At 62.7% G+C, this 22,686-nt stretch carries 22 protein-coding genes; 12 read left to right on the top strand and 10 right to left on the bottom strand.

Translation table 11 applies throughout. The annotated features are described in order from the left end of the window. Positions 1 to 6: 6 nt before the first annotated feature. Positions 7 to 411, bottom strand: coding sequence for an NTP pyrophosphohydrolase (locus AC1TQG_RS20845; RefSeq protein ID WP_482139754.1), 405 nt, complete (start codon positions 409 to 411; stop codon positions 7 to 9). A gap of 79 nt (positions 412 to 490) precedes the next feature. On the opposite strand from AC1TQG_RS20845, the gene AC1TQG_RS20840 reads away from it, so the two are divergent. After that, positions 491 to 1,477: an LLM class F420-dependent oxidoreductase gene (locus AC1TQG_RS20840; protein WP_482139752.1), complete on the top strand. Its 987-nt coding sequence runs from the start codon at positions 491 to 493 to the stop codon at positions 1,475 to 1,477. Positions 1,478 to 1,496: 19 nt separating this feature from the next. Here the strand turns inward: AC1TQG_RS20840 and AC1TQG_RS20835 are convergent, their stop codons facing one another. Next, on the bottom strand, positions 1,497 to 2,156 hold the full coding sequence (locus tag AC1TQG_RS20835) for an SRPBCC domain-containing protein (protein WP_482139751.1): 660 nt from the start codon (positions 2,154 to 2,156) through the stop codon (positions 1,497 to 1,499). Positions 2,157 to 2,259: 103 nt separating this feature from the next. Between AC1TQG_RS20835 and AC1TQG_RS20830 the strand changes: the two genes are divergently transcribed. After that, positions 2,260 to 2,754: a DsbA family protein gene (locus AC1TQG_RS20830; RefSeq protein WP_482139749.1), complete on the top strand. Its 495-nt coding sequence runs from the start codon at positions 2,260 to 2,262 to the stop codon at positions 2,752 to 2,754. Between the two features lie 22 nt (positions 2,755 to 2,776). On the opposite strand, the gene nhaA is transcribed toward AC1TQG_RS20830, so the two are convergent. Beyond that, positions 2,777 to 4,183, bottom strand: coding sequence for a Na+/H+ antiporter NhaA (gene nhaA, locus AC1TQG_RS20825; protein WP_482139748.1), 1,407 nt, complete (start codon positions 4,181 to 4,183; stop codon positions 2,777 to 2,779). Between the two features lie 119 nt (positions 4,184 to 4,302). Here nhaA and AC1TQG_RS20820 point away from each other — a divergent pair, with 119 nt between their 5' ends. The 3 genes from AC1TQG_RS20820 (at position 4,303) to AC1TQG_RS20810 (ending at position 7,955) form a co-directional block, all read left to right on the top strand. After that, positions 4,303 to 5,850 carry a carboxylesterase/lipase family protein gene (locus AC1TQG_RS20820; protein ID WP_482139746.1) on the top strand — a complete coding sequence of 516 codons (1,548 nt, stop codon included), beginning with the start codon at positions 4,303 to 4,305 and terminating at the stop codon, positions 5,848 to 5,850. A 93-nt stretch (positions 5,851 to 5,943) separates the two neighbouring features. Beyond that, entirely contained in the window at positions 5,944 to 6,432 is a 489-nt protein-coding gene (locus AC1TQG_RS20815; RefSeq protein ID WP_482139745.1) for a PH domain-containing protein, read from the top strand. Then, entirely contained in the window at positions 6,429 to 7,955 is a 1,527-nt protein-coding gene (locus AC1TQG_RS20810; RefSeq protein ID WP_482139743.1) for a PH domain-containing protein, read from the top strand. Before AC1TQG_RS20815 ends, AC1TQG_RS20810 begins: the two co-directional genes overlap by 4 nt. On the opposite strand, the gene AC1TQG_RS20805 is transcribed toward AC1TQG_RS20810, so the two are convergent. Next, positions 7,924 to 8,763, bottom strand: a complete 840-nt coding sequence (locus tag AC1TQG_RS20805; RefSeq protein WP_482139741.1) for an HAD family hydrolase — start codon at positions 8,761 to 8,763, stop codon at positions 7,924 to 7,926. The two genes, AC1TQG_RS20810 and AC1TQG_RS20805, sit on opposite strands and share 32 nt — an antisense overlap. A 126-nt stretch (positions 8,764 to 8,889) precedes the next feature. On the opposite strand from AC1TQG_RS20805, the gene AC1TQG_RS20800 reads away from it, so the two are divergent. Together AC1TQG_RS20800 and AC1TQG_RS20795 are read left to right on the top strand one after the other, a co-directional pair. Continuing rightward, complete coding sequence (locus tag AC1TQG_RS20800) at positions 8,890 to 9,834, top strand: sterol desaturase family protein (protein ID WP_482139739.1); 945 nt, start codon at positions 8,890 to 8,892, stop codon at positions 9,832 to 9,834. Positions 9,835 to 9,879: 45 nt separating this feature from the next. After that, a complete protein-coding gene (locus tag AC1TQG_RS20795) occupies positions 9,880 to 11,394 on the top strand; it encodes an ATP-dependent DNA ligase (protein WP_482139737.1) in 1,515 nt (504 codons plus the stop codon). Between the two features lie 28 nt (positions 11,395 to 11,422). Here the strand turns inward: AC1TQG_RS20795 and AC1TQG_RS20790 are convergent, their stop codons facing one another. The 3 genes from AC1TQG_RS20790 to AC1TQG_RS20780 all read right to left on the bottom strand — a co-directional run bounded on the left by AC1TQG_RS20790 (position 11,423) and on the right by AC1TQG_RS20780 (position 15,224). Beyond that, positions 11,423 to 12,340, bottom strand: coding sequence for an SDR family NAD(P)-dependent oxidoreductase (locus AC1TQG_RS20790; protein WP_482139736.1), 918 nt, complete (start codon positions 12,338 to 12,340; stop codon positions 11,423 to 11,425). Positions 12,341 to 12,444: 104 nt separating this feature from the next. After that, a complete protein-coding gene (locus AC1TQG_RS20785) occupies positions 12,445 to 13,863 on the bottom strand; it encodes an acyl-CoA reductase (protein ID WP_482139735.1) in 1,419 nt (472 codons plus the stop codon). After that, positions 13,860 to 15,224, bottom strand: a complete 1,365-nt coding sequence (locus AC1TQG_RS20780; RefSeq protein WP_482139733.1) for a hypothetical protein — start codon at positions 15,222 to 15,224, stop codon at positions 13,860 to 13,862. The genes AC1TQG_RS20785 and AC1TQG_RS20780 overlap by 4 nt, the downstream gene beginning before the upstream one ends. Positions 15,225 to 15,379: 155 nt before the next feature. On the opposite strand from AC1TQG_RS20780, the gene AC1TQG_RS20775 reads away from it, so the two are divergent. From AC1TQG_RS20775 to AC1TQG_RS20765, 3 genes are all read left to right on the top strand, one after another. Then, positions 15,380 to 16,003 carry a TetR/AcrR family transcriptional regulator gene (locus AC1TQG_RS20775; protein WP_482139731.1) on the top strand — a complete coding sequence of 208 codons (624 nt, stop codon included), beginning with the start codon at positions 15,380 to 15,382 and terminating at the stop codon, positions 16,001 to 16,003. 243 nt (positions 16,004 to 16,246) lie between these two features. Further along, complete coding sequence (locus AC1TQG_RS20770) at positions 16,247 to 17,524, top strand: cytochrome P450 (protein WP_482139729.1); 1,278 nt, start codon at positions 16,247 to 16,249, stop codon at positions 17,522 to 17,524. Between the two features lie 161 nt (positions 17,525 to 17,685). Continuing rightward, entirely contained in the window at positions 17,686 to 19,047 is a 1,362-nt protein-coding gene (locus AC1TQG_RS20765) for an ABC transporter substrate-binding protein (RefSeq protein ID WP_482139728.1), read from the top strand. A gap of 104 nt (positions 19,048 to 19,151) precedes the next feature. Here the strand turns inward: AC1TQG_RS20765 and AC1TQG_RS20760 are convergent, their stop codons facing one another. From AC1TQG_RS20760 to AC1TQG_RS20750, 3 genes are all read right to left on the bottom strand, one after another. Continuing rightward, a complete protein-coding gene (locus AC1TQG_RS20760) occupies positions 19,152 to 19,790 on the bottom strand; it encodes an FMN-dependent NADH-azoreductase (RefSeq protein WP_482139955.1) in 639 nt (212 codons plus the stop codon). A 99-nt stretch (positions 19,791 to 19,889) separates the two neighbouring features. Further along, entirely contained in the window at positions 19,890 to 20,642 is a 753-nt protein-coding gene (locus AC1TQG_RS20755; RefSeq protein ID WP_482139727.1) for a dienelactone hydrolase family protein, read from the bottom strand. A 56-nt stretch (positions 20,643 to 20,698) separates the two neighbouring features. Next, positions 20,699 to 21,064, bottom strand: a complete 366-nt coding sequence (locus tag AC1TQG_RS20750) for a YybH family protein (RefSeq protein ID WP_482139725.1) — start codon at positions 21,062 to 21,064, stop codon at positions 20,699 to 20,701. 91 nt (positions 21,065 to 21,155) lie between these two features. Between AC1TQG_RS20750 and AC1TQG_RS20745 the strand changes: the two genes are divergently transcribed. Further along, positions 21,156 to 22,034 (top strand): LysR family transcriptional regulator, encoded by an 879-nt coding sequence (locus AC1TQG_RS20745; RefSeq protein ID WP_482139723.1) that lies wholly within the window; start codon positions 21,156 to 21,158, stop codon positions 22,032 to 22,034. Then, on the top strand, positions 22,034 to 22,675 hold the full coding sequence (gene bluB, locus AC1TQG_RS20740; RefSeq protein WP_482139722.1) for a 5,6-dimethylbenzimidazole synthase: 642 nt from the start codon (positions 22,034 to 22,036) through the stop codon (positions 22,673 to 22,675). The genes AC1TQG_RS20745 and bluB overlap by 1 nt, the downstream gene beginning before the upstream one ends. Positions 22,676 to 22,686: the final 11 nt, after the last annotated feature.

Raw genomic sequence — 22,686 nt, 5'->3', positions numbered from 1 at the left:
GGCCACTCAATCTCGGACGCTGCGCGGGCCGAGGACCTGTGCACCGAGTGCGATCACCCGGGTTCGCAATTCGCGGTCGGCGGTGACCACGGCGCAGGGCCGGTCTGATTGGGCGGCAACGAGTTCGACGATCTGATCGTCGCCCGATCCTGGTGCGTTCACCACTTCCACGGTCGGTGACGATTCGATGCCGCGGGCCTGTCCTTCGACCACGAGGACGACTTGTGGGTGGTCGGCGCCGGTGAATCCATGCTCGCCGAGTCCGCGCTCGGCAAGATCTGCCAGGCTGTCGCGAAGTCGCTCCGTCGCGGCTTTTCGATCGCGCCACCACCCGTCGGGTTTGGATCCCACCACGTTGGCGGCGTCGATCACGATGATCGGTCGCTGGTCCACGTTGTTGTTCTCCGGCATCGGACCATTGTGGGCGCATGTTCGTCGTCCGGGCCAGTTGTGCGCCGCGGCGGTCGTCTTCGCTGGCTAGGATCAGGGGATGCGATTCGGAATGTTTGTTCCCCAGGGTTGGCGTTTGGATCTGGTCGGTATCGACCCCTCAGAGCAATGGGCGGTGATGCGCGACCTCGCGGTACGCGCCGACCAGGGCGATTGGGATTCGCTATGGGTCTATGACCACTTCCACACCGTTCCGGCTCCCACCGAGGAGGCGACGCACGAGGCGTGGACGCTGATGGCGGCTTTCGCCGCATCGACCTCGCGGATCCGGCTCGGTCAGATGTGCACGGCGATGAGCTACCGCAATCCGGCATACCTGGCCAAGGTGGCGGCCACCACCGATCTCATCTCCGGTGGCCGTGTGGAAATGGGTATCGGCGGCGGCTGGTACGAACACGAATGGCGCGCGTACGGCTACGGATTCCCTTCGGCCGGAGAGCGTTTGGGTCGCCTCGATGAGGGCGTGCAGATCATGACGCAGGCGTGGACCACCGGGTCGGCCACGCTCGACGGCAAGCACTATCAGGTTGATGGCGCCATCTGTCGCCCACTTCCGTTGCAGGACGGCGGTATTCCGCTGTGGATCGCCGGTGGTGGCGAGAAGGTGACGTTGAAGATCGCTGCCAAGTACGCGCAGTACACCAACTTCGACGGCACCCCGGAAGGGTTTGCGCACAAATCGGCCATTCTGCGCACGCACTGCGACAACGTCGGAACCGACTTCGACGCGATCGTGCGTTCGGCCAACTACAACATCGCAATCGGTAGCACCGAGGCCGAGGTGCAGCAACGATTGGACACTCTGGTCGAGCGCCTGACCCCGTACGTCGGCCCCGAGAAGGCCGAAGCGTCGCTGGGTGCGTTCCGTGACATGCCGGGTGTCGGCACGCCCGAACAGATCATCGAAAAGCTGGGCGCGCTCAAAGACCAGGGCCTGGCGTACGGCATCTGCTACTTCCCGGAAGCCGCCTACGATCTCTCGGGCATCGAACTCTTCGAAAAGGAAGTGGTCCCCGCGCTCCGGTAGTCCCGCCGACCGACAGCGGCTAGGCGTCGGGGGTTCCGGTGCCGAGATAGAAAGCGGTGGTACGCATCTCGGCGGCGCGAGCAATCTCCTCCGGGGTCCCCAATGCGATCGAGGCGTCGGCCCAACGCCGGCTGCTGTCGGACAGGAACGCCTGGGCCTGCTCGGTCTGCGCCCAGCCGGTGTCCTGGGCGGGTGCAGCGCCGCTGTCGGCGAGATGGTGTGCCAGGCCGAGCAGGCCCAGGTCCCATCCGATACCGACGGCGCCTGGGCCGAACGCCTGCCACCGAAGGGGTTCGACGTCGGCGCTGTGCTCGAGGACAAGCCGCGAGCTGTCTGTGTTCAATGATTCGAGGCGGACGGACAGCTCGCTGATCTCGCCGCCGAACTCCCAACTGACGGTGAAGCCCCGCGGTGCCTCGCAGCTCTTGATGGTGCCGCCGGCGTTCCCCTCGATCTGGTAGGTGCCACCCAGACGTAAATCACCACTGACCGGGGCGAACCACCGCGCCAGACGCTCGGGGCTGGTGCAGGCATCCCACAGGTCATCGATTCCGGTGGCGTAATCCTGCCGCAGTGACGCGACCGTCCGGACCGCCGATCCGTTGTCGGTGGTGCTGACGGTGCGCGTCACGGCGTCGATCTGTCCCTGCGCGGTGGTGGCGAGATCCGGGTCCGTCATGTCTGCTCCCTCGATGTTGGTGCGATCGTGTCCATTCTCCGTTGTGGGCGCAGGCGGCCACAAATGTGGTCGAGCACGCAGTTTCTCTGTGAGAATGTTCCGGGTGATCGATTTCAATCCCGACCGGCATCGCTACGGGGACGCCGACGCTCCGGTTCGCATCGTCGAATACGGAGACTTCCAATGCCCGGGTTGCAAGATGCTGGCACCCATTCTCAAACAGTTGGTCGATGAGTCCGACGGCCGTATCTGCTTGGTGTTCCGGCATTTTCCGGTGTTCGAGGTGCACCCCTTCGCCCTGACTGCGGCTCTTGCCGCGGAAGCCTCGGGTAGCCGTTTCTGGGAGATGCACGAACAGCTCTACGCCCACCAGAACCATCTCGACGACGACAGTCTGTCCGAGTACGCCGCTCGCGCGGGTGTTGCCGGTGCGGTAACCGGTCTGCAGGCGCAGCAGTACAAGGCGGGCGTCTCAGCTGACTACACGCGCGGAATCGACGAAGGCGTCCGCGCGACACCTGCGCTGTTCATCAACGGTTCCCGGTACGAGGGGGACTTCGATCTCGACACCCTTCGTGCGGCAACAGCCGACCACTGATGGGTCGAACTCTGGGGCCGGGTCAGCGGAGCGTGGGTTCGAGCCACGGACCGTCGGGAAGACTCGGCGGATTGTCGACGTCGTCGACGCTGCACAGCGGAAGTCGCTCACCGAGATAGCGGAGCAGGAGCGACCCGAGGATTGCGGCGATGGCGGAGCCCGCGAGGACGCCGATCTTGGCGTCCTGCCGCAGCACGGGGTCGGTGAAGGCGAGATCGGTGATGAACAGCGAGATCGTGAATCCGATGCCGGCCAGCACTGCTCCGCCGATCAGATGTCCGTACCGCACCTGGCCTGGTAGGCGCCCCCAGCCCAGTTTGAGTGCGATGCCGGCGGCAACCGAGATACCCACGCCGTTGCCCACCACCAGCGCCACGATGATGCCGATGGTCACCGACGATGAGGCGGCAGCGGAGATTGCGTCCGCGTTGAGCAATACTCCGGCGTTCGCAAGTCCGAACAGCGGCACCACCACCAGCGCGCTCACCGGGTGCAGGGCGTCTTGCAACCGTTCGTTGGCAGGGACGGTGGCCCGCAGCGCTGTTGCGGCCAGTCTGGCCCGCCGCGCGTCGACCCGCTGTAATGCCAGCCGTCCATAGACCCGGACGCGGACCTGCTGTTCGGGTTCGACCGCGGCCGTCGGGATCAGGACACCCAGGATGACTCCGGCCAGCGTGGGATGAAGCCCCGACTCGTAGACCGCCGCCCACAGCACGATCCCCACCAAGATGTACGGGCGCAACATCCAGACACCGGCCCACCGCATCAAAGCCAGCGCGGCGACCGCCACGACGACCACGGCCAGTGCGACGAACGAGACGTCATCGGTGTAGAACACCGCCAACACCGTGATGGCACCGATGTCGTCGACGATGGCCAGCGTGAGCAGGAAGAGCCGGATCTGATCGGGACAACGCGGACCGAACAGTGCGAGGATTCCGAGTAGGAACGCGGTATCCGTGGAGATCGGGATACCCCAGCCGGCCGCCGCCGGGCCGGTCGGCTGGAAGGCCAGATAGATCAATGCCGGGAGAATCAGCCCGCCGAGCGCACCGAGCACCGGGATGATGACGGTGCTGCGATCACGGAGATCGCCGACGGTCACCTCGCGGCTGATCTCCAGACCGACAACCAGGAAGAAGATCGCCATCGCCGCATCGTTGATGATGTGTTGCAGATCCAGCTCTGTGGACCAGCTACCCACTTGCAGCACGACTTCGGTGTGCCAGAACGTGAAGTAGCTTTCGCCGGGCACGTTGGCCCACACCAGTGCGAGGAGGGTGGCGGCGAGCAGAAGCCCCGCGCTACCTGACTCCTTGGACAGAAACTGCAGCGTGCGGGGAGAGATCGGACGCCGCGTCGAGTTCAGCCGTGTGGTCGGACCCGGACCGATCGGCAGTGCCTTGGTCTCGTGGTTGTCGCTGGGCATGGTGGATATTGTGCGCCAGTGGATCGACTTGTACCGGCTACGGCCCCCCGAAACGCTTACTGTGGAACACCTACTGTGACCAGAGCGCGCACCGTGGCGCCGAGCGGAAGACAACCGAGATGACTGATGATCGCACCGTGGTGAAGACCACGAATGGCCCGGTTCGCGGACTCGATGACGGAACCACCACGTCGTGGCGTGGAATCCGTTACGCCGCACCGCCGGTGGGTCATCTACGGTGGCGTGCGCCCGTGCCTCCCCAGCCGTGGACAGATGTTGCCGACGCGACGGTGTTCGGCGCGGTGGCACCACAACCCAGCAACCCCGTGATCAGACTCGGGGAGGACGTCATCCAGGACGAGGATTGTCTGAGTCTCAACGTCTGGTCGGCGTCGACCGTCGGGCATGCAGACCGGCGGCCGGTGATGGTCTGGCTCCACGGCGGCGCGTACATTTTCGGATCGTCAAGCCAGCCGCTCTATGACGGTCGAGCACTGGTGTCCGGCGGTGATGTGGTGCTGGTGACGGTGAACTACCGGCTCGGCGCCCTGGGATTCCTGGACTTGTCGTCGTGCAGTACCGACGATCGGACGTTCGACTCGAATCTGGCTCTGCGCGACATCATCCTGGCGCTGGAGTGGGTCCGCGACAACATCGCGGAGTTCGGCGGCGATCCCGATCGGGTGACGCTGTTCGGCGAATCGGCCGGTGGCTCTTTGGTGACCACCCTGTTGACGGTCCCGGCGGCGCGTGGACTCTTCTCACGGGCGATCGCACAGAGCGCTCCGGCGACGTCGGTCTATGACAGCGCCCGCGCGGCGCGGGTGGCAGGGATGTTTTTGCGGGACGTGGGGGTCGAGGGGGACGACGTCGGGGCGCTGGACGACCTCGAGGTGGGCACAATCGTCGCAGCCGGTCAGGCACTGTTCAGCGACGTACCGGCCAGTACGCCGGGCACGCTGGCGTTTGCGCCGACAGTCGATCGAGACCTCCTGCCGGACTACCCGTTGGCGGCCTACCGCGGGGGAAAGTCCCACCCGGTTCCCCTGATCATCGGCACCAACAAAGATGAAGCATCCCTGTTCAAGTGGATGAAATCGCCGCTGATGCCGATCACACCGGATGCGATCCGGTCGATGTTCGCCGAGATCGCCAGTGAGCAGCCAGGGTTGACCCTGCCGACCGAAGCCGAGATCGGCTCGGCCTACACCGGTATGAAACTCAAGGCCACCGGCCTCGCGGTGGCGCGCGACATCGGGTTTCGGATGCCGACGCTGTGGCTGGCCGACGGGCACAGCGCGGTGGCCCCGGTGTATCTGTACCGATTCGACTGGGCCACACCGATGTTGCGTGCGCTTCGAGTCGGAGCCACACACGCAACCGAGTTGCCGTATACGTGGGGAAATCTGGTGGTCGGCAGTAAAGACATCACTTTCAAACTCGGTGGGATGAAGGTGGGAAAGGCGTTGTCTGCCCGCATGCTGAAGCGATGGGTGTCGTTCGCCGTCGAGGGAGTTCCGAAAGGGCTGCCCGGAGATCCGGATTGGCCGGCGTACGAACCCGAACAGCGAGCGACGCTCGTGATCGATCGAGAGGATTCGATCGTCGACGACCTCGACAAAGACCTGCGCGAAGCCTGGGGCGACGACGTCCTGAACTTCCTGTAACAGCTCACCCTTTCAGATCTGTCGCGATAACCCCGTGATCGCGTGAGCGTCTCCTGAATTTTCCTTGGCGCCAGAACGAATAGGCTGTGCGGCATGGACCGCGCGCCACGAGCACCACGACATCGCATCGATCCGCGGGCCCGGTTGTACTGGCTGATCGAGTGCGCTCTCTGGTTGGTCGTGAGTGCGATCACACTGTTGCTGCCTGCGATCATCTGGACCGCTGTGCGTCCCGGCTTCCTGATCGCCTTCGCTGTCGTCGGGACGGTGCTCCTGTGCTGGTCGGCGACGATGCCGATCTTGCGGTACCGGGTCCACCGGTGGGAGGCGACGAGCACAGCGGTCTACGCAAAGACGGGATGGCTCTCACGGGAGTGGAAGGTCGCACCGCTGTCAAGGGTCCAGTCGGTGGAGGCCAAACGCAACCCGCTGCACCAGCTGCTGGGATTGGCGCAGGTCTCGGTGACAACGGCATCTGCGCACGGCGACATCATCATTCAGGGTCTCGACAAGGACGTTGCCGACGACCTGGTCGCCGAGCTGACCGTGGCAACGGAGGGAACCACCGGAGATGCCACATGAGTGAAGTTCCAGTCCAGGAGATTCCGGCAGAAGGGGACTGGCAGCGCCTCGACAGCGGGATGATCGGCGCGGCGTTGATCCGGATGGTCATCCTCATCGCTCCGGTGGCGTTCGGGTGGGTGTTTCTGGGACAACGTGATCCATCCGTCGCAGGCACGCTTGTCGTATTGACTGTCATGGCGGTGCTGGTGCCGACCTTTTACATCTTGCAGTACCTGCGGTTTCGATATCGGCTGACCGCCACGGAACTGCAGATCACCTCAGGTCTGTTCGTCCGTCGTACACAGCGGATCCCGCTGCACCGGATCCGGACCGTGGACATCATTGCGAAACCCGTTCTGCGGCTGCTGTCGCTGGCGATTGTGACGATCGGAACGGGGGAGCAGGTCACGGCGCGGAACACGGCACTGCGCTTGGATGCGGTGAGTACGACTGTTGCGGCCGCGCTCCGTGCCGATCTGCTGGCTGCAGCCGGAATGCACCGCGCCGGACCACATGGCGCCGGGACGGAGACGGTTGATTCTGTACCGGTGGTCCTGCGGTTGCGGTGGGTGTGGATGGTCTACGCAATAGTCGGGGTGTGGTCGCTGGTCGCTCCGGCCGCCATTTTCGGATTCGCCTACCAGGGCCTGCAGATTCTGGGTCGCAGTCCCGATACCGTTGTGGGCTGGTACTTTTCGGAGTACCTCGAGCAGGTGTCGTTCGCGCAGTGGTTTCTAACCACCGTCGGGCTCTTTGTGCTGATCGGTGTGGTCGGTGCGGCGGCGCTGTTTGTCGAAGCCTGGTGGAACTACACGCTCGTGTATGAACAGCACGGACGGTTCGTGGCCACCCGAGGATTGCTGACCACGCGTTCTTTCACCGTCGATCAGTCAAGGCTGCGCGGCGTGACGGTGTCCGAGGCGCTGACGACCCGACTTCTGGGAGGGGCTCGGCTCGTCCCGATTCTCACCGGTGTCAGCGCGGATCAGCAGAACACCAAATCAGGGGTATTGGTGCCGACCACCACCCGCGACGTGCCGATCGTGTTGGCCAACACCTTGTTGTCGCAGGAGGTGCTCAGTGCCGAGCGACTCGGAAGTCATTGGCTTCACCGGCATCCGCCTGCAGCGCAGCGGCGCATCATGTTCCGCTACCTCGTGCCCGTGGTTGTCACCACGGCGGTGCTGGCCGTGGCCGTCTACCTGTGGTCCTGGCCGCCCGCGCTGTTCGTCCTTCCGGTTGCGGCCGCTGCGGGGCTCTATTCGGCGGCCATCGGAAACTATCGAGGCCTGGGCCATCGGATCGAGGACGGCTACCTGTTCAGCAGGCGGGGATACTTCTTTCGGAGGTTCGACGCTGTGCAATTGCGTGGCGTGAGCGGCGTTGCGGTGTGTCAGACGATCTTTCAACGACGGCTTGGTGTGGCATCGGTCATTGCAACCACCGCCTCGGGTGAGAAGGCCTATCACGTGGTCGATGTCGATCTGGCGACCGCGACGGATCTTGCGGTCAGGCTCGGTGGTCATTCATTTGTGAGCTGAGCGCGACCAGTGACTCGAGGTACGTGGCGACACCGTCGTCGTCGTTGCTCGGCAAGACCGTGTCGGCAACTGCCAGTGTGTCGGGCGCCGCGTTGGCCGGACACAGTGCGACCCCGGCCCACAGCAGCATCGGTAGGTCGTTGATCGCGTCACCACAGGCGGCGACTTCGGACGGATCGATACCCCACTGGGTGCACAGTCGCGACAGCCCGGTGGCCTTGGAGACACCGTCGGCCGCCATCTCGAGATACGGAGCGCCGGAATGGGTGGGCGTCACCTGCGGCATGCCTGCCGCGGCGACCGTGCGGAACAAGTGTTCACTGGTCACCTCGGGATGCCTGGCGACTATTTTCACGATCGGTTCGGTGTCGAGTACGGACGAATCAGACAGCTCCATCGTCGCCGGGTCGCGATGATGATCGGTGAACTCGCACAGCGCCGCATAGTCGGGATCGGCAACAAATCTCGTCGGTCCGACAGAAGCGAAGACCGTTCCGGGGACCAGCGCACGCACCCGTGACATCGTGTCGTGCGCGATGTGTACCGGTAACGGTTGTACGTCAATGACTTTCGGAGTGCCGTCGGCGAGGTCGAGGAGGACAGCACCGTTGGCCGCGACCGCGAATCCGCGGAAGCCGCAGGAGGCCGCCAACGTGTGGACCGAGTGCTGTGCCCGGGCGGTCGCCCACACCACGACGATGCCCGCCTCGGCTGCCGCAGCCATCGCCGCCGCTGTTCTTGCGCTCACCGCTCTGTCGGAGTTGAGAAGTGTTCCATCGAGGTCGGTTGCCACCAGGCGAATGCTCACTCGTACATGATGCCAACACGGCTCAGTGGTCCTGTACGCTCACGTACCAATCAAGGGTTACATCCTGGATCACAGTGTAACGTCGATAGGTGAATCTGGGTCTGACCAGCTGAGAAGGGGACCAGTATGGACACCGCAGTGCCGGTGTTGACGGCATTACCTGAGCCGTTGCGTGATCCGGTGGCCCTGGCGATCCCGTTCTTCATCCTGTTTCTGTTGATCGAGATCGCGGCAGCCCGCGTCCTCGAACATCGGGAGGCCGATGATCTCGAGAAGTCGACTGGTGTGGGGCGACCGGGTCCCGGTGCCTATCTGAGGGCCGATGCGCGAGCCAGTATTTCGATGGGGCTGGTCTCTATCGTCACCACCGCGCTGTGGAAGGCACTTGCACTTCTGGTCTACGCCGCGCTGTTCGCCTATGTGGCGCCATGGCAGTTGTCCGCCGACCAGTGGTACACGTGGGTCATCGCCCTGGTCGGCGTTGATCTGCTCTATTACGCCTATCACCGGTGCGCCCATCGGATTCGCCTGATCTGGGCCACACACCAGGCACACCACTCCAGCGAGTACTACAACCTTTCGACGGCCCTGCGGCAGAAGTGGAACAACAGCGGCGAGATCGTCATGTGGTTGCCGTTGCCGCTCTTGGGTGTGCCGCCGTGGATGGTCTTCTTCGCGTTCTCGGTGAGTCTGGTGTACCAGTTCTGGATTCACACCGAACGCATCGGGCACCTGCCACGTCCGGTTGAATTCGTCTTCAACACCCCGTCACATCATCGCGTGCACCACGGCCGCGATCAGGAGTACCTCGACAAGAATTACGGCGGCATCCTGATCATCTGGGATCGCATATTCGGGACTTTCCAGAAGGAACTGCATCGGCCGCACTACGGGCTCACCAAGCCGGTGGACACCTACAACATCTGGCGACTGGAGACGCGCGAGTATGTCGCGATCGCCGGCGATGTCCGGCGGGCGGCGCGGTGGCGGGACAAACTCGGGTTCATCTTCGGCCCGCCGGGATGGCAGCCGCGACAGTCCGCCGCCACTGAGGTCATGTCGGCGAGCTGAGCAACCGACGTCCCCGGTGTCGGTGCTGATCGCTACCGTGGGTGAGTGTTGCTCGCAGAGGTTGTGTCCACTAGTGCGGTCGTGGCCGGCACCCGGTCGCGGAAAATCAAGTCGGCCGCACTTGCTGCGCTGATCAAGGCGTGTGCGCCCGACGAGGTCGCTGTTGTGGTGTCGTGGCTGTCGGGCGAAGTGCCGCAGGGGCGTCTGGGTATCGGATGGCGGACCCTCGCCGACGCGCGAACCGAGCCTGCGGCGGATGCCACGTGGACCGTCGCCGAGGTGGACCAGCTCTTGACCGAACTGGCCCAGACGTCCGGTGCGGGCTCTGTGGCTCGTCGAAAAGAACTGCTCACGAGGCTGATGTCCACGGCCACGGACGATGAACAGACTTTTCTCATTCGTCTACTCACCGGCGATATGAGGCAGGGCGCGGGCGAAGGGGTGATGACCGACGCAATTGCGGTCGCAGCCGACCTGTCTGTTGACATGGTCCGGCGTGCTTTCATGCTGTCCGGGGATCTGGCGGTGACAGCTGTCGCCGCGATCAGCGGTGGGTCGAAAGCGCTGGGGGAGTTCGCCCTGAGCGTGGGTCGTCCGATACGCCCCATGCTGGCGTCTCCGGCCACGTCACTCGCTGATGCCCACACCGCGCTCGGCGGTGCGGTGAGTGTCGAATACAAGCTCGACGGTGCCCGCATTCAAGTGCATCGCAAGGGTGATGAGGTCGCCATCTACACACGCACACTCAACGACATCACCGACCGAGTACCTGAACTTGTTGATCTGATACGCGAATTACCCTGCGAATCCGTGGTTCTCGACGGTGAGACGCTGGCGTTGAACGACTCCGGCCGCCCACGCCCATTCCAGGAGACGATGAGCCGGTTCGGTGCCACGTCCAAACGTGAACTCCTGCTGCACCCGTACTTCTTCGACTGTCTGCACCTCGACGGCGTCGACCTGCTCGATGAGCCCTTGTCCGATCGGCTGGATGCTCTGGACCGCGTTGCGTCCCGGCATCGCATCCCGTCACTCGTCGCCCCGGACCTCGCGGCGACCGAGATGCACCTCGACGCCGCGCTCGCTGCCGGCCACGAGGGTATCATGATCAAGGCCCTCGACTCGGTGTACGCGGCCGGTCGACGCGGCAAGACCTGGCAGAAGGTCAAGCCTGAGCACACGTTGGACCTGGTGGTGCTCGGTGCGGAATGGGGATATGGCCGTCGCACAGGCTTTCTGTCCAACCTGCATCTGGGTGCGAGGGATCCCGACGGTGGTGACCCGATCATGGTCGGCAAGACGTTCAAGGGTTTGACGGACGAGTTGTTGCGTTGGCAGACAGAAGAATTCCCGAAACATGAACGCGACCGTGACGACCACACGGTGTATCTGACACCGACGCTGGTTGTCGAGATCGAGCTCGATGGTGTGCAGGTCAGTTCGCGCTACCCGGGTGGGGTGGCGCTCAGATTCGCCAGAGTTCTCCGCTATCGACCGGACAAGACTGCGGCGCAGGCCGATTCGATCGATGCGGTCCGTTCTCTGTTGCCCGGCCGGTGACCGGCAGTGTTCTGAGCTGGGGAGCATCTCAGATCGGAAAGGCGACCCCGGTCAACTCCTCCGAGACTGTCCATAGCCGCTGCTGGACGTCCACTTGATGAGACTTCGGGCTGGACGTGACCAGCACAGGATTGCCGCGTTGTTCCATGAAGCCACCGGGTCCGTAGTACTGGGCTCCCAGCACGCCAGGGTCGCTCGAGGCGCGCAGGATCGGTAAGGCCCCCATGTCTGCGGACTGGAAAAGGAATTTCGCGGCTAGGTCCTGAGCCCAGCGGAGCTTCGCGGGAGTATGTCGGGTCAAATTGGTATTCGCGCCGCCAGGGTGGGCCGCGACGGCGATGGTGGTGGTGTCCGCGGCCGCGAGTCGGTTGTCGAGTTCGTAGGTGAACAAGAGGTTGGCCAATTTCGACTGTGCGTAGGCTGCTGCCGGGGAGTAGCTGTGTTCGGAGTGCAGGTCTGCGAAATTGACGCCGGCCCGGACCTTATGGCCCAGGCTGCTGACCGTTATGACTCGTGATCCCTCGACAGGTAGCAGGTGGTCGAGGAGGAGCCCGGTCAGCGCGAAATGTCCGAGATGGTTTGTGGCGAATTGCATCTCGAAGCCATCTTCGGTGACGGTCTTGGGAGTGAACATCACCCCGGCATTGTTGATCAACAGATCGATGCGGGGGTGCATGGATCCGAGCACGGTTGCGGCGTCTCTGACTGATTGCTGTGATGCCAGATCCAGTTCCTGGACAGAGACTTTCGCGTGGGGGTGGGATGTGAGGATCCGTTCGGCGGCTTCCTTGCCCTTGGTCGTATCGCGCACGGCGAGGACCACGTGTGCTCCGCTGCCCGCGAGTACGAGTGCGGTCTGGTATCCGAGACCCCCGCCGCCGCCGGTGATGATCGCGACGCGGCCGCTTTGGTCAGGTACTTCGGTCGCGGTCCATCGACTACTCATTGGATGCTTCTTCTTTCAGATCTGGCGGTAGAGGAGTGCCCAGCTCGACTGAGGGACGAGCTGAGCGCTCTACCCGGGAGGCCCCAGCAACTGCTGATCTTTGCTCAGGCGTCTTCGTCGGACATCCAGTGCACGAAGCGCTGAAGCGAGTACATGGCGTCGTGGGGGCTTCCGAGGACGTGTTTGGCCGCGGACCCCAGACGGACGACGCGTTGCGCGCCGGCGCAGGCGAGTCGATCGCGCAGCGCGGTTTTGCGTTCGTAGGGGTAGATACCGATCGTCTGTGTCGCGACATTGACGAACGGAACTGCAGCATCGAGTGATTCGACGTGGACGACATTAATGGTCTTGCCGCTGGGGTGAAAGGAGACTCGTTCATCGGAGAGCACGACCATGCCGGCTCCGTCGAAGGTGCCCCACACTTTGTATTCGCCGCCCATCATCTGAAGCATTTCGATCTCTTCGCGCATCTCGGAAGGGATTGGTGGTGCTGTGGCGGAGGCGGTCTCGCGATCGACACCCAGGCGTTCAACGAGCTTCGCGCAGTATTCTTCGATGCCTTTGCGGTCGCCTTCGGCATACACGAATCGGCTCGCGAGGCAGGCTTCCTGGTTGAACAGTGTGGCGTCTTCGGCAGTCTGTTCGGCCACCGCTTCGATGGTCGCCTGGTCGGTGAAGGCTTCTTTGCCGAGCATCGAGATCGACGTCTTGGGGTCGAACGACACGAGTTGCAGACCTGGTCCGAGGTAGCGGATGACGTTGTCGATGGCCGGTCCGCCGCCCCAGGCTGCGATCTTGTCGAAGTACTGCGGGCGGTACAGGGTTCGTTCGATAGTTTCGTCGCCACCGCGCCAGTAGATGGCTGACATCGAGCGCACAACCGGGTGGTCGGGATCAATGTCGGCCATGGTGCGCAGTACGGCGACGGTGGTGAACGGGTCGCTCGATGGCATCTTGAAGAGGTTGACCGCCTTGACCAACGCGCCCTGGGCAATCGAGGAGACGCAGCCCGCCGGCGAATTACCTGCCAGCATGTGGACCATGCGTGGTGGGAACGCGCGGATCGCTCCGGAGTTGCCGTGGATGTCGGTCCGTGAAACCCAGCCGTCGAGGGCGGCGGGGTTTGCGAAGTTCGACTCGATCATCGAGGTGAGCATGCCCCGTTCGAGTAGATACGGCGCACCGCGGTACAGGTTTTCGACCACGCGACGTGGTAGTGGATTGGTCTCCACGACGCGTTCGAGTGCTTCCTGCATATACGGGTTACGGTCCAACGCAAGTTGTTCGCCGGTCTCGACCAGGAAATCGATGATGTCGTCGACCTTCACGTCGAGCAGGGGCGGAAGTTCCGAACGCGGTTGGATCAGCTGGTCCAAATCGATTTCGGGCGTGGTGAAGTCGACGCCGAGGTCGCGTGACCGGTGCCGGACCGAGGCTTCGGTGACGAGTTTGCCGCGAATAAAGAAGTGTGCGGCGACAGCAGGTTCTTGATCGGTCGGTTGAGAATTGAGGTCGATACTCATGAAATGCCCCGAACGTAGGCGTCGGTGGTGCCGGAGCAGCTGATCTTGTCGCCGCCGGGCAGATCGGAGTATCGGCTGATGTTGTCGCGGATGGAGGGGCTGCGGTTCCCGCAGGCGCAGGGGTTGTAGTCTGCGACGATCTTGTCGCCTGAGATGACACCGTTCCAACGGCCATCGAGGGACAGGTCGAAAAACGCTGCGCGCCCCTCGATTTCTCCGGTCGACGACGGAAGGAGATTTTCACCCGTCTCGTCAAGGAGTAGCAGCATCAACCATGGCGGGACGTGATAGCGCTTGGCGCTGCATCGTGGCATGGCAGCGTTGATCTCCTGCATGCCGTACATCTGGAACACGCGCTCATCTGCGAGGTTGAAGGTCTCCATGATGTATTCGAAGTAGTCGGGTGGGAGGTCTGCCCCTTTGAGCCCGCCGCCGATGTAGATGGTGTTCTCTGGATGAAAGTCGTTGCCGCCGAATCCCATTTCGCGTACTGCTGCTGCGATCGGATAGAGCGAGGCAAACATTCCTGACAGCAGCATCTTCTCGTTGCGGCCGTTCACAAGGGCTTCGGCGGAGATCGTCAACGCCTGTTCCATGATCTGCTGACGCGCGGCGGAGGTTGCCTCGAACTTGGCCATGTCCGCGGGCCGTGCGGTGCCGTCGGCCATGGCTTTGCGCAAGGTCACCATGCTGGTGATCTGGCCGATCGTGATCGGCGGGACCGGATACAGGAAGGGTTCGGAGTCCGGGGACGTGAAGCCCTCGATGAGGGCATCACGGATCGTGAGATTGCGCGGCGCCGTCGCTGTCGGAGCCAGGCCATACAGCTTGCGGCCGTCGCCCGGCGTTGATCCCGAACCCCAGGCGAACGAGCGAATCAACTCACGCCGATTCCATTCGAGGTCCGCTTGTGAGGAGTTCATCATCGCCGACTTGCCGGTGGTACCACTGGAACAGGACAGAAAATGCCCGGCACGTTCCAACCTGCCGAGCCATTCGTCGATATCGGAAACGTCTTCTAGATCAACATTTTCCACCGGGTTGGTGGATATTGTTTCGAGCCATCTGCCGAGCCTGTCCCACTTCTGTTCGACAAGCCACCCCTCGGGATAGCTCTTGTAAGCGGTGTGTGCGAATAGTAGCGGGACGAGGTCTTCCTGCGTCTTCACCTCAGTGATGCCGGCCTCGTCAGCGCGGTTCTGCAGCAGTCGGATTCGTCCGATCCGATCCTGAAACAACTCGTTCGCCGCCTCCAGCTGAAGAGGTAGCAACTCGGCTGCGGGAACGTCATAACATTCGTTCGCATCCACCATACTGGTCAACCTCGTGAGGGCCGACCCCGTATCGAGCGATGTGGCCATCTGATTTCCCCTTAAGTTATGGACTGTCGGTGGACTGCACTTAACCGTATTGGCACCATCGACGTATACTTATTGAGGAAATCGGGTGTCCGGTCCTGTCAGAGGTAGACGTGTCGATGCACGTCGAAGCCGCAATCCGCGCTATTTTTGGACGGATGACAACACGTCGAGGACGGCCGACCCATGCCGAGGCCAAGGAGTTGGACCAGCAGTTACGCGAAGCTGCGGTTGCGACCTTCCTTCACCACGGCTACGACGGCACCACGATGGAAGCGATCGCGCGCGCTGCGGGGATCACGAAGCGGACGCTCTACGCCCGTTATGCGGACAAGCACGAACTCTTTGTCACGGTTATTCCATGGGCGCTTTCGCGTCTTGATGAGCAAGACGTGGTCCACGAACCCGAGGGTGACGACGTGGCCGCATCGCTCATCGCGATCGGTCGCGCGGCGATTGCCCGCGCCGTGGATCCCCGGACTACGCAACTCATGCGGCTGGCGATGTACGAGACTTCCCGGTTTCCCGAGTTCGATGTCAAACCAGAATCCATGGCGTGGTCAGCCCAACATCGGGCTGTCGCCGACGCTCTGCGCCGTCACCAGAGTCGACAGGGTCTCGTGATCGCCGATGTCGAACTGGCGGCGGAGCAGTTTCTTGCCATCGTCGTCGTCCTGCCCGGTCGGCTGGCCGACTTCGGGGTCTTCCGCTCACCCGAGGAAGAGGAACTGCGCCTTCAGCACGCGGTCACGCTGTTTCTGTATGGCATGCTGCCCCGCTGAGCACTCGCGGGGCTTGGTCACTACGAATGTCGAGCCGGCGGGACCGGCTGATCGATGCTGAAATTTTAATATCCGGTTTCGTGTACATAATCGATTTCGGGGGTTATGCTCGTCACACCTTGCGCCATATGCCCAGGTCAGGCGAGCGGAGTCTTCTTCGCGACGCGATCTGCCGGCGTCGGCAATGCACTCCACCGCAGGGGATAGTGCCATCAGGCGAGCCCAATGATCCCGGGAGATTCCATGTCCGACTTCGATTCGATCGATTACTTCACCAACGCGTCGATTGTCGATGATCCGTACCCCTACTACGACCACTTGCGGTCGAAATGCCCCGTTCAGCGCGAACCGGTTCACGATGTGATCACGGTGACCGGCCTCGAGGAAGTGGTCGAGGTCTACCGGGATACGGAAACCTACTCGGCCTGCAACTCGGTGTCGGGACCCTTTCCTCCACTTCCTTTTGTACCGGAAGGTGATGACATCGGCGCTCAGATCTTGGAGTTCCGTGACCAGATGCCGCTGAGCGAACACATGGTCACGATGGACGCTCCGGAGCACACGCGCGCTCGAGGGCTCCTCAATCGTCTGTTGACTCCCAAGCGACTCAAGGAAAATGAGGAGTTCATGTGGCGCCTTGCGGATAGTCAACTCGACGAGATTGTTGACAAGGGTAAATGCGAGTTGATCGAGGAGTACGCAAAGCCGTTCTCGCTGTTGGTGATCGCCGACCTGCTCGGTGTTCCGTCGGAGGACCATGAGATCTTCCGTGATGTGCTCGGCGCACCCCGAAAAGGTTCGCGCCCAGGCACGTTGGAAAACGAACCATTGATGCACAACCCGCTCGCGTTTCTCGATGACCGGTTCACAACGTACATCGAAGATCGCCGCCGCGAGCCTCGCGATGACGTACTCACCGGCCTCGCCAACGCCAAATATCCAGACGGTTCAACTCCCGATGTCATCGACGTCGTGCGTTCGGCGACCTTTCTGTTCGCCGCCGGTCAGGAAACCACCGTCAAGCTGATCAGCGCCGCGCTCAAATTTGCCGCCGAGCGTCCAGACCTGCAGCAGTTGCTCCGCGAGGACCGGAGCCGCATCACGCTGTTCCTCGAAGAGACCCTCCGGTTGGAAAGCCCGGTCAAGAGTGATTTTCGGCTTGCTCGCACCAGCACGACACTCGGTGACGTCGAGATTGCCGCCGGGACCACGGTGATGTCCGTACTGGGCGCGGCCAACCGCGATCCGCGTCGTTTCGAAGACCCCGATCAGTTCAAGATCGATCGCCCGAATGTTCGCGAGCACGTCGCGTTCGGGCGTGGAGTCCACTCGTGCCCTGGTGGACCGCTCGCTCGCGCCGAGGGCCGAATCAGCCTCGAGCGCATGCTTTCACGGATGGGTGACATCACGATCTCCGAGACCGAGCATGGTCCGGTGGACGACCGCCGCTTTTCCTATGAGCCGACCTACATCCTGCGCGGACTGACCGAGTTGCACCTCGAGTTCACACCTATCTCATGAGCGGGTCACGACGGTAGTCGCCGCAGGTTCCGACTGATCCACTGGCGGCGCGGCGCAGGAACTCCGCGGTCGGTATGCAAGTTCAGTGGCACAGCCTTGCGCATGTGCCCTTTCGAAATAGGAGGAGCAAGTTGAAACCACACCACTCGGTCATCGCTTTGATGGCCGTTACGCTGATCGTCGCCGGCTGTAGTAGCCGTAGCGACGACAGTGGTGACAAGAACGACGGCGGCGGCGGTACGTCCGCGGCTGGAGAGGCCTCAGCAACCGCATTCGGTGACCTGGGTGAGATCTGCGGCACCGGATCGCCGAAAGGTTCTCCCGCACAAGGGGTTACCGGCACCGAGATCCATGTCGGTGTAGCATCGGACATCGGCTTCACCAAGGTTTCCGAATTTCCGGATGCGGCGAAGGTCTTCACGTCGTGGTGCAACGAGCAGGGCGGAATCAACGGTCGCAAGATCGTCGCGACCACCCGCGATTCGAATCTGCTGCAAGTGCGTCAGCAGATGGTGACGGCTTGCCGTGAGGACTTCGCCCTGGTCGGCGGAGGCCATGCGTTCGATGGACTGGGCGTCAAGGAACGTCTTGGGTGCGGGTTGCCGAGCTTCCCGGCTCAGGTGGCTCAACCACAGTCCGTGGGCTCAGACCTGGAGGTCAGCGCATCGCCGAGCCGGGTCGCCGGCTATGACCCGTTCTACGGCATGGGGGAGTGGCTCATCCGAGATGCCTATCCTGAATCTGCTGGTGCGATCGGGATCATCAGCGGCGATTCACCGGTTGTGAAGACCACTGGCGATCAGTCGGAAGAAGCCCTGACGGCGGCGGGGGGCACCGTGATCTATCGCGATTCATATCCCCCGACGGGGATCGCCGACTGGACGCCCTATGCGCAGACCATCAAGAACAAGGGTGTGAAGGGTCTGTTCTTCTACGGGACGCCGGAGCAGTTGGCGAAGCTCGAAAGTGCGCTCACCGACATGGATTACAAGCTCGATTGGATCAATCCGGGAAACAACGCGTACAACGACTCGTTCATCGAGGCATTGGGCACGTCTGCCGGCGAGCAGAACAATGTGGTCGAACTCGGCGGAGTTGCGCCGTTGGAGAGTTCGGATGAGGTGCCGGCGATGCAGCAGCTCCATGACCTCTACAAGCAATATGCGCCGGATGCAGAATTGACGTTGCCGTCGATCCGAGCATTCTCTGCGTGGCTGCTGTTCGCCAAGTCGGCGGCAAGTTGCGGGGATGATCTGACGCGGACGTGCACCTACGACGCCGCTATTCAGGAATCAGCGTGGACAGGTGGTGGCCTCACGGCGCCGGTCGATCTGACACCGGGTGCCGCACCGTCACCCTGCTTCAACGTCGAGCAGGTGACGCCGGACGGCTGGATAGCCGCCGACTTCCAACCTGACAACGGTCCGTATCGCTGCAACATTCCGGCCTACAAGTACCAGAAAGACTATGGCAAGGCGATGACACTCGCTGATGTCGGCAAAACCATGGCCGACATCAACTAGAGGCCGTCACCGGGTAGCGACTCTGCGAGTCGCTACCCGGTGACGAAGATCGCATCAAGACGGCGATGCGCGGGCTCCATGAACGATTCCTGGGTCGCCGCCGCTCAAATCTGTTGTGCGAGTTCGACAACCCTGTCACGCGCGGTCTTCGCGGAATCAGTGGCCTGCTCGGTGAACGGGTCCAGAGCAGGGATCCGTCCGACGAGCGTCAGATCGGACGTCACGACATCGACTTTCATGCCCAGAGCCGTACCCAAGACCTGGACCAGCGGGGGCACGGTGTGGTCGAGTCCTTCGTCTTTGGCGCCGGGACCATATGCCAGGCCACGTGAGGAGATGATGACCACCGGGATTCCGGCGAATGGCTGATCGGGTGTGTCGTACGGGGCGGTGGTTCCCAGGACGTGGATGTGGTCGATCCAGGCTTTGAGCGTCGAGGGAATTGACCAGTTGTACATCGGGGCGCCGATGACGACTGCATCGGCTGCAGATACCTCGGCGATCAGTTCGGCCTGCAGCGCTTCGGCTTCCGGCGCCACATCCTCGGCATCAACCCGGAGCCGCGGCGCGTAATGCAGGCCGGCATCGGAGATATGCGGTACCGGATTGGCGTGCAGATCCCGATACGTCACGGTGCGGCCTTCTCCGCTCCCGAGCCAGGTGGTGGCAAAGAGTTCGGTCAGCTCGCGGGAGGTCGATGTCTTCGGGTTGGCGGATGAATCGATGTGCAGCAGCGTTGGCATCTGTTCATTCTCGTTGTTGCCGGCGACAAAAGCACAAACTGCAGTCATAAGCACACGTTGCAACGTGTGTTTATGACTGCAACGTGTGCTTTTGCGGGGTCAGGGGGTGAGGTTCTCCCGGAAGATGCTCTCGAGGGTGTTGAAGTGGCGTTCGTCCGCGTCGGCGCGGTATGCCGGGATGTCGGACATCGTGAAGCCGTGTGGCGCATCCGGATACCGCTCAGAGGTGTACAGCAGACCTGCTGCGTCGAAAGCCCGTTCCAGGATCTCGATCTTCTCGGCCGGCATCGACCGGTCATTGTCGGCGTGCCCGAGGTACAGGCGCGCCCGCGCGTTCTTGGCGACGATATGGGGGCTGTCGACGGCGTCGGTCACGAGATTGCCTCCGTGGAACCCGGCAGCTGCCTTGACTTGATCCGGTCGGGTACCGGCGGTACGCAACGCCAAGGCCGCACCCATGCAATATCCGGTGACACCTATCCCGTCGCCGCTGACCTCCGGGAGCCCGAGCAGTCGATCAACGTATTCGCCGACGTCCGCGGTGGCCAGGCCCGAGCCCAAGGAACGTACTCGGCCCATCGCGCCGGACATGAACTCATCGCGGTAGGCGGGATCGTTCAGATCCCCCTGCACCGCGAGGTCCTCGATGGTGCCGTGGCGGTAGAAGGCGTTGGGGGCCATGACGACAAAACCCCAGCCGGCAATCCGGTCGGCCATCTCATAGATGCGCGGGCGAAGACCGAAGGCATCCATATACAAGAGGACGCCGGGATGAGAATTCTCATCCGGTCGGGTTACATAGGCTTCCGCAACGCCGTGTCCGGCCTCGATCTCGATGGTGGTGCGCAACATGGACACAACGCTACCGGGGCCTCCCGGGCCGGTTTCGACGGGTCAACCCTGCGCTCTCACGAAGTCGGGCTGACGAACTCGGGTTGGTCGAGCAGTCGCAGCCAGCTTCCGTCGGCTTGTTTACGCGCCACCTGGGCGCGGGCACCGGCGCCGTCTCGCGGCGGGGTCGAAGTCAGTGCGATATTGCCGCTGACCAGCGTCGGCAGTGGTTCTTCGGGTCGGAATTGTGGACGGTGGGACAAGACTTTCGACCACAGTTCTTGGATCGCTGCGCGTCCCACAGTCTGCTCGCCGGGCGGATACGCCATCACCGCATCCTCTTCATAAAGCATGGCAACACCCTCGGCGTCACCGGCATTGGATCGCTCCACGAACAGCCGAGTCAGGTCTTCGGGACGCTGCGCGGTCTCTCGAGGTGACATTGTTCATCCTTTCGTAGGTGTGATTCCAGCCTCGCTCGACAATTGCAAGAAGTCCAATAGATTGTTCTGACACATACTAGAATCTGGAGTTATGGAACTGAGGCAGTTGGAATACTTCATCGCGGTGGCCGAGGAGGCAAACTTCACGCGTGCCGCCGAGCGGGTTCGGATCAGCCAGTCCGGTGTGAGTGCCCAGATCCGGCAACTCGAACGAGAACTCGGCGCACAGTTGTTCGATCGATCGAGCCGGGTCGCCCGGCTAACCCCCGCGGGTGAGGCCGCGCTCGGCCCAGCACGAACGGCACTCGCGGCGGTCGGCACAGTGGGTCAGGCGGTCGATGACGTGAGCGGGCTGTTGCGGGGCCGGTTGTCGATCGGGATGGTTGTCGGCTGCACGATCACACCGCTCTTTGCCGCGATCGAGAAGTTCCGCAGTTCGTACTCGGGCATCGAAATCGCGGTCCAAGAGGCGAATTCGGACCAATTGACCGACGACGTCCGAAGTGGCAGGTTGGACGTCGCGATTGTCGGCACCGCGGGTCCGGTCGGCGATGATTTGCAGGCATCCGTGATCGTCAGTGAGGGACTTGTGGCCCTGGTGCCGCCTGGTCATCACCTGGCAGATCGAAAACGCATCGCGGTGACCGATCTGGCGGGCGAAGCGTTGGTGGCGATGCCGGTGGGGACCGGCCTGCGATCGGTGCTCGACATCGCTTGCACTGCGGCCGCTTTCTCGCCCATGGTGGTGATCGAGGCCAGCGCTGGGGACGCGGTGCTGGAGTGTGCTGCCAGGGGACTGGGGATCGGAATCCTGAGCGAGTCGATGGGCGCGGACCATCGAGGGCGTGTTCACGTGGTCCCGATCGTGGATGTCGGTGTCCCGGCACAATTGTCCGCGGTCTGGTCTACGCCGACGAGCCCTGCGGTGCAGGCATTCATACCGATTCTCCGAGAGGTATTCGACCTGTGATGGAAGATCATTCGTTCACCGAGCCCGAGCGCTCCGCGGTCTATCGCGTCATCGCCGAGCGTCGTGACATGCGCACCTTTGTCCCGGGCGCAACCGTCCCCTCAGATGTCCTCGAGCGGTTGCTTCAGGCTGCGCATGCCGCGCCCAACGTCGGCTTGATGCAGCCCTGGCGATTCATCCGGATCACCGATCCGCTGTTGCGGAAGCAGATTCACAGCCATGTGGATGACGAACGCCGACGCACGGCACACGCCCTCGGCGAGAGGGCTGATGAGTTCATGGCACTCAAAGTCGAAGGCATCCTCGAGTGCGCAGAACTATTTCTTGTTGCGCTGCGTGATGGCCGCGAGCGTCACGTGTTCGGTCGTCGAACCATGCCGCAGATGGATTTGGCCTCGGTGTCTTGCGCAATCCAAAATCTGTGGCTTGCAGCACGTTCCGAAGGACTCGGCATGGGTTGGGTGTCGTTGTTCGAACCGGGAGTGCTTGCCGAGATCGTGTCACTGCCTGCCGGCGCCGAACCGGTTGCGGTGTTGTGTCTCGGGCCCGTTCCCGAGTTCCCGGCGCGCCCGGTGCTCGAGATCGAGGGGTGGGCCACAGGTCGCCCGCTGAGCGAGTTCGTCGGCGAAAACGGATGGTGATCGCCCGTCGG

The organism is Williamsia sp. Y844, assembly GCF_056786475.1.
Note: the sequence above shows the minus strand (reverse complement) of the source record. Positions and strands in the feature narration are given on the sequence as shown.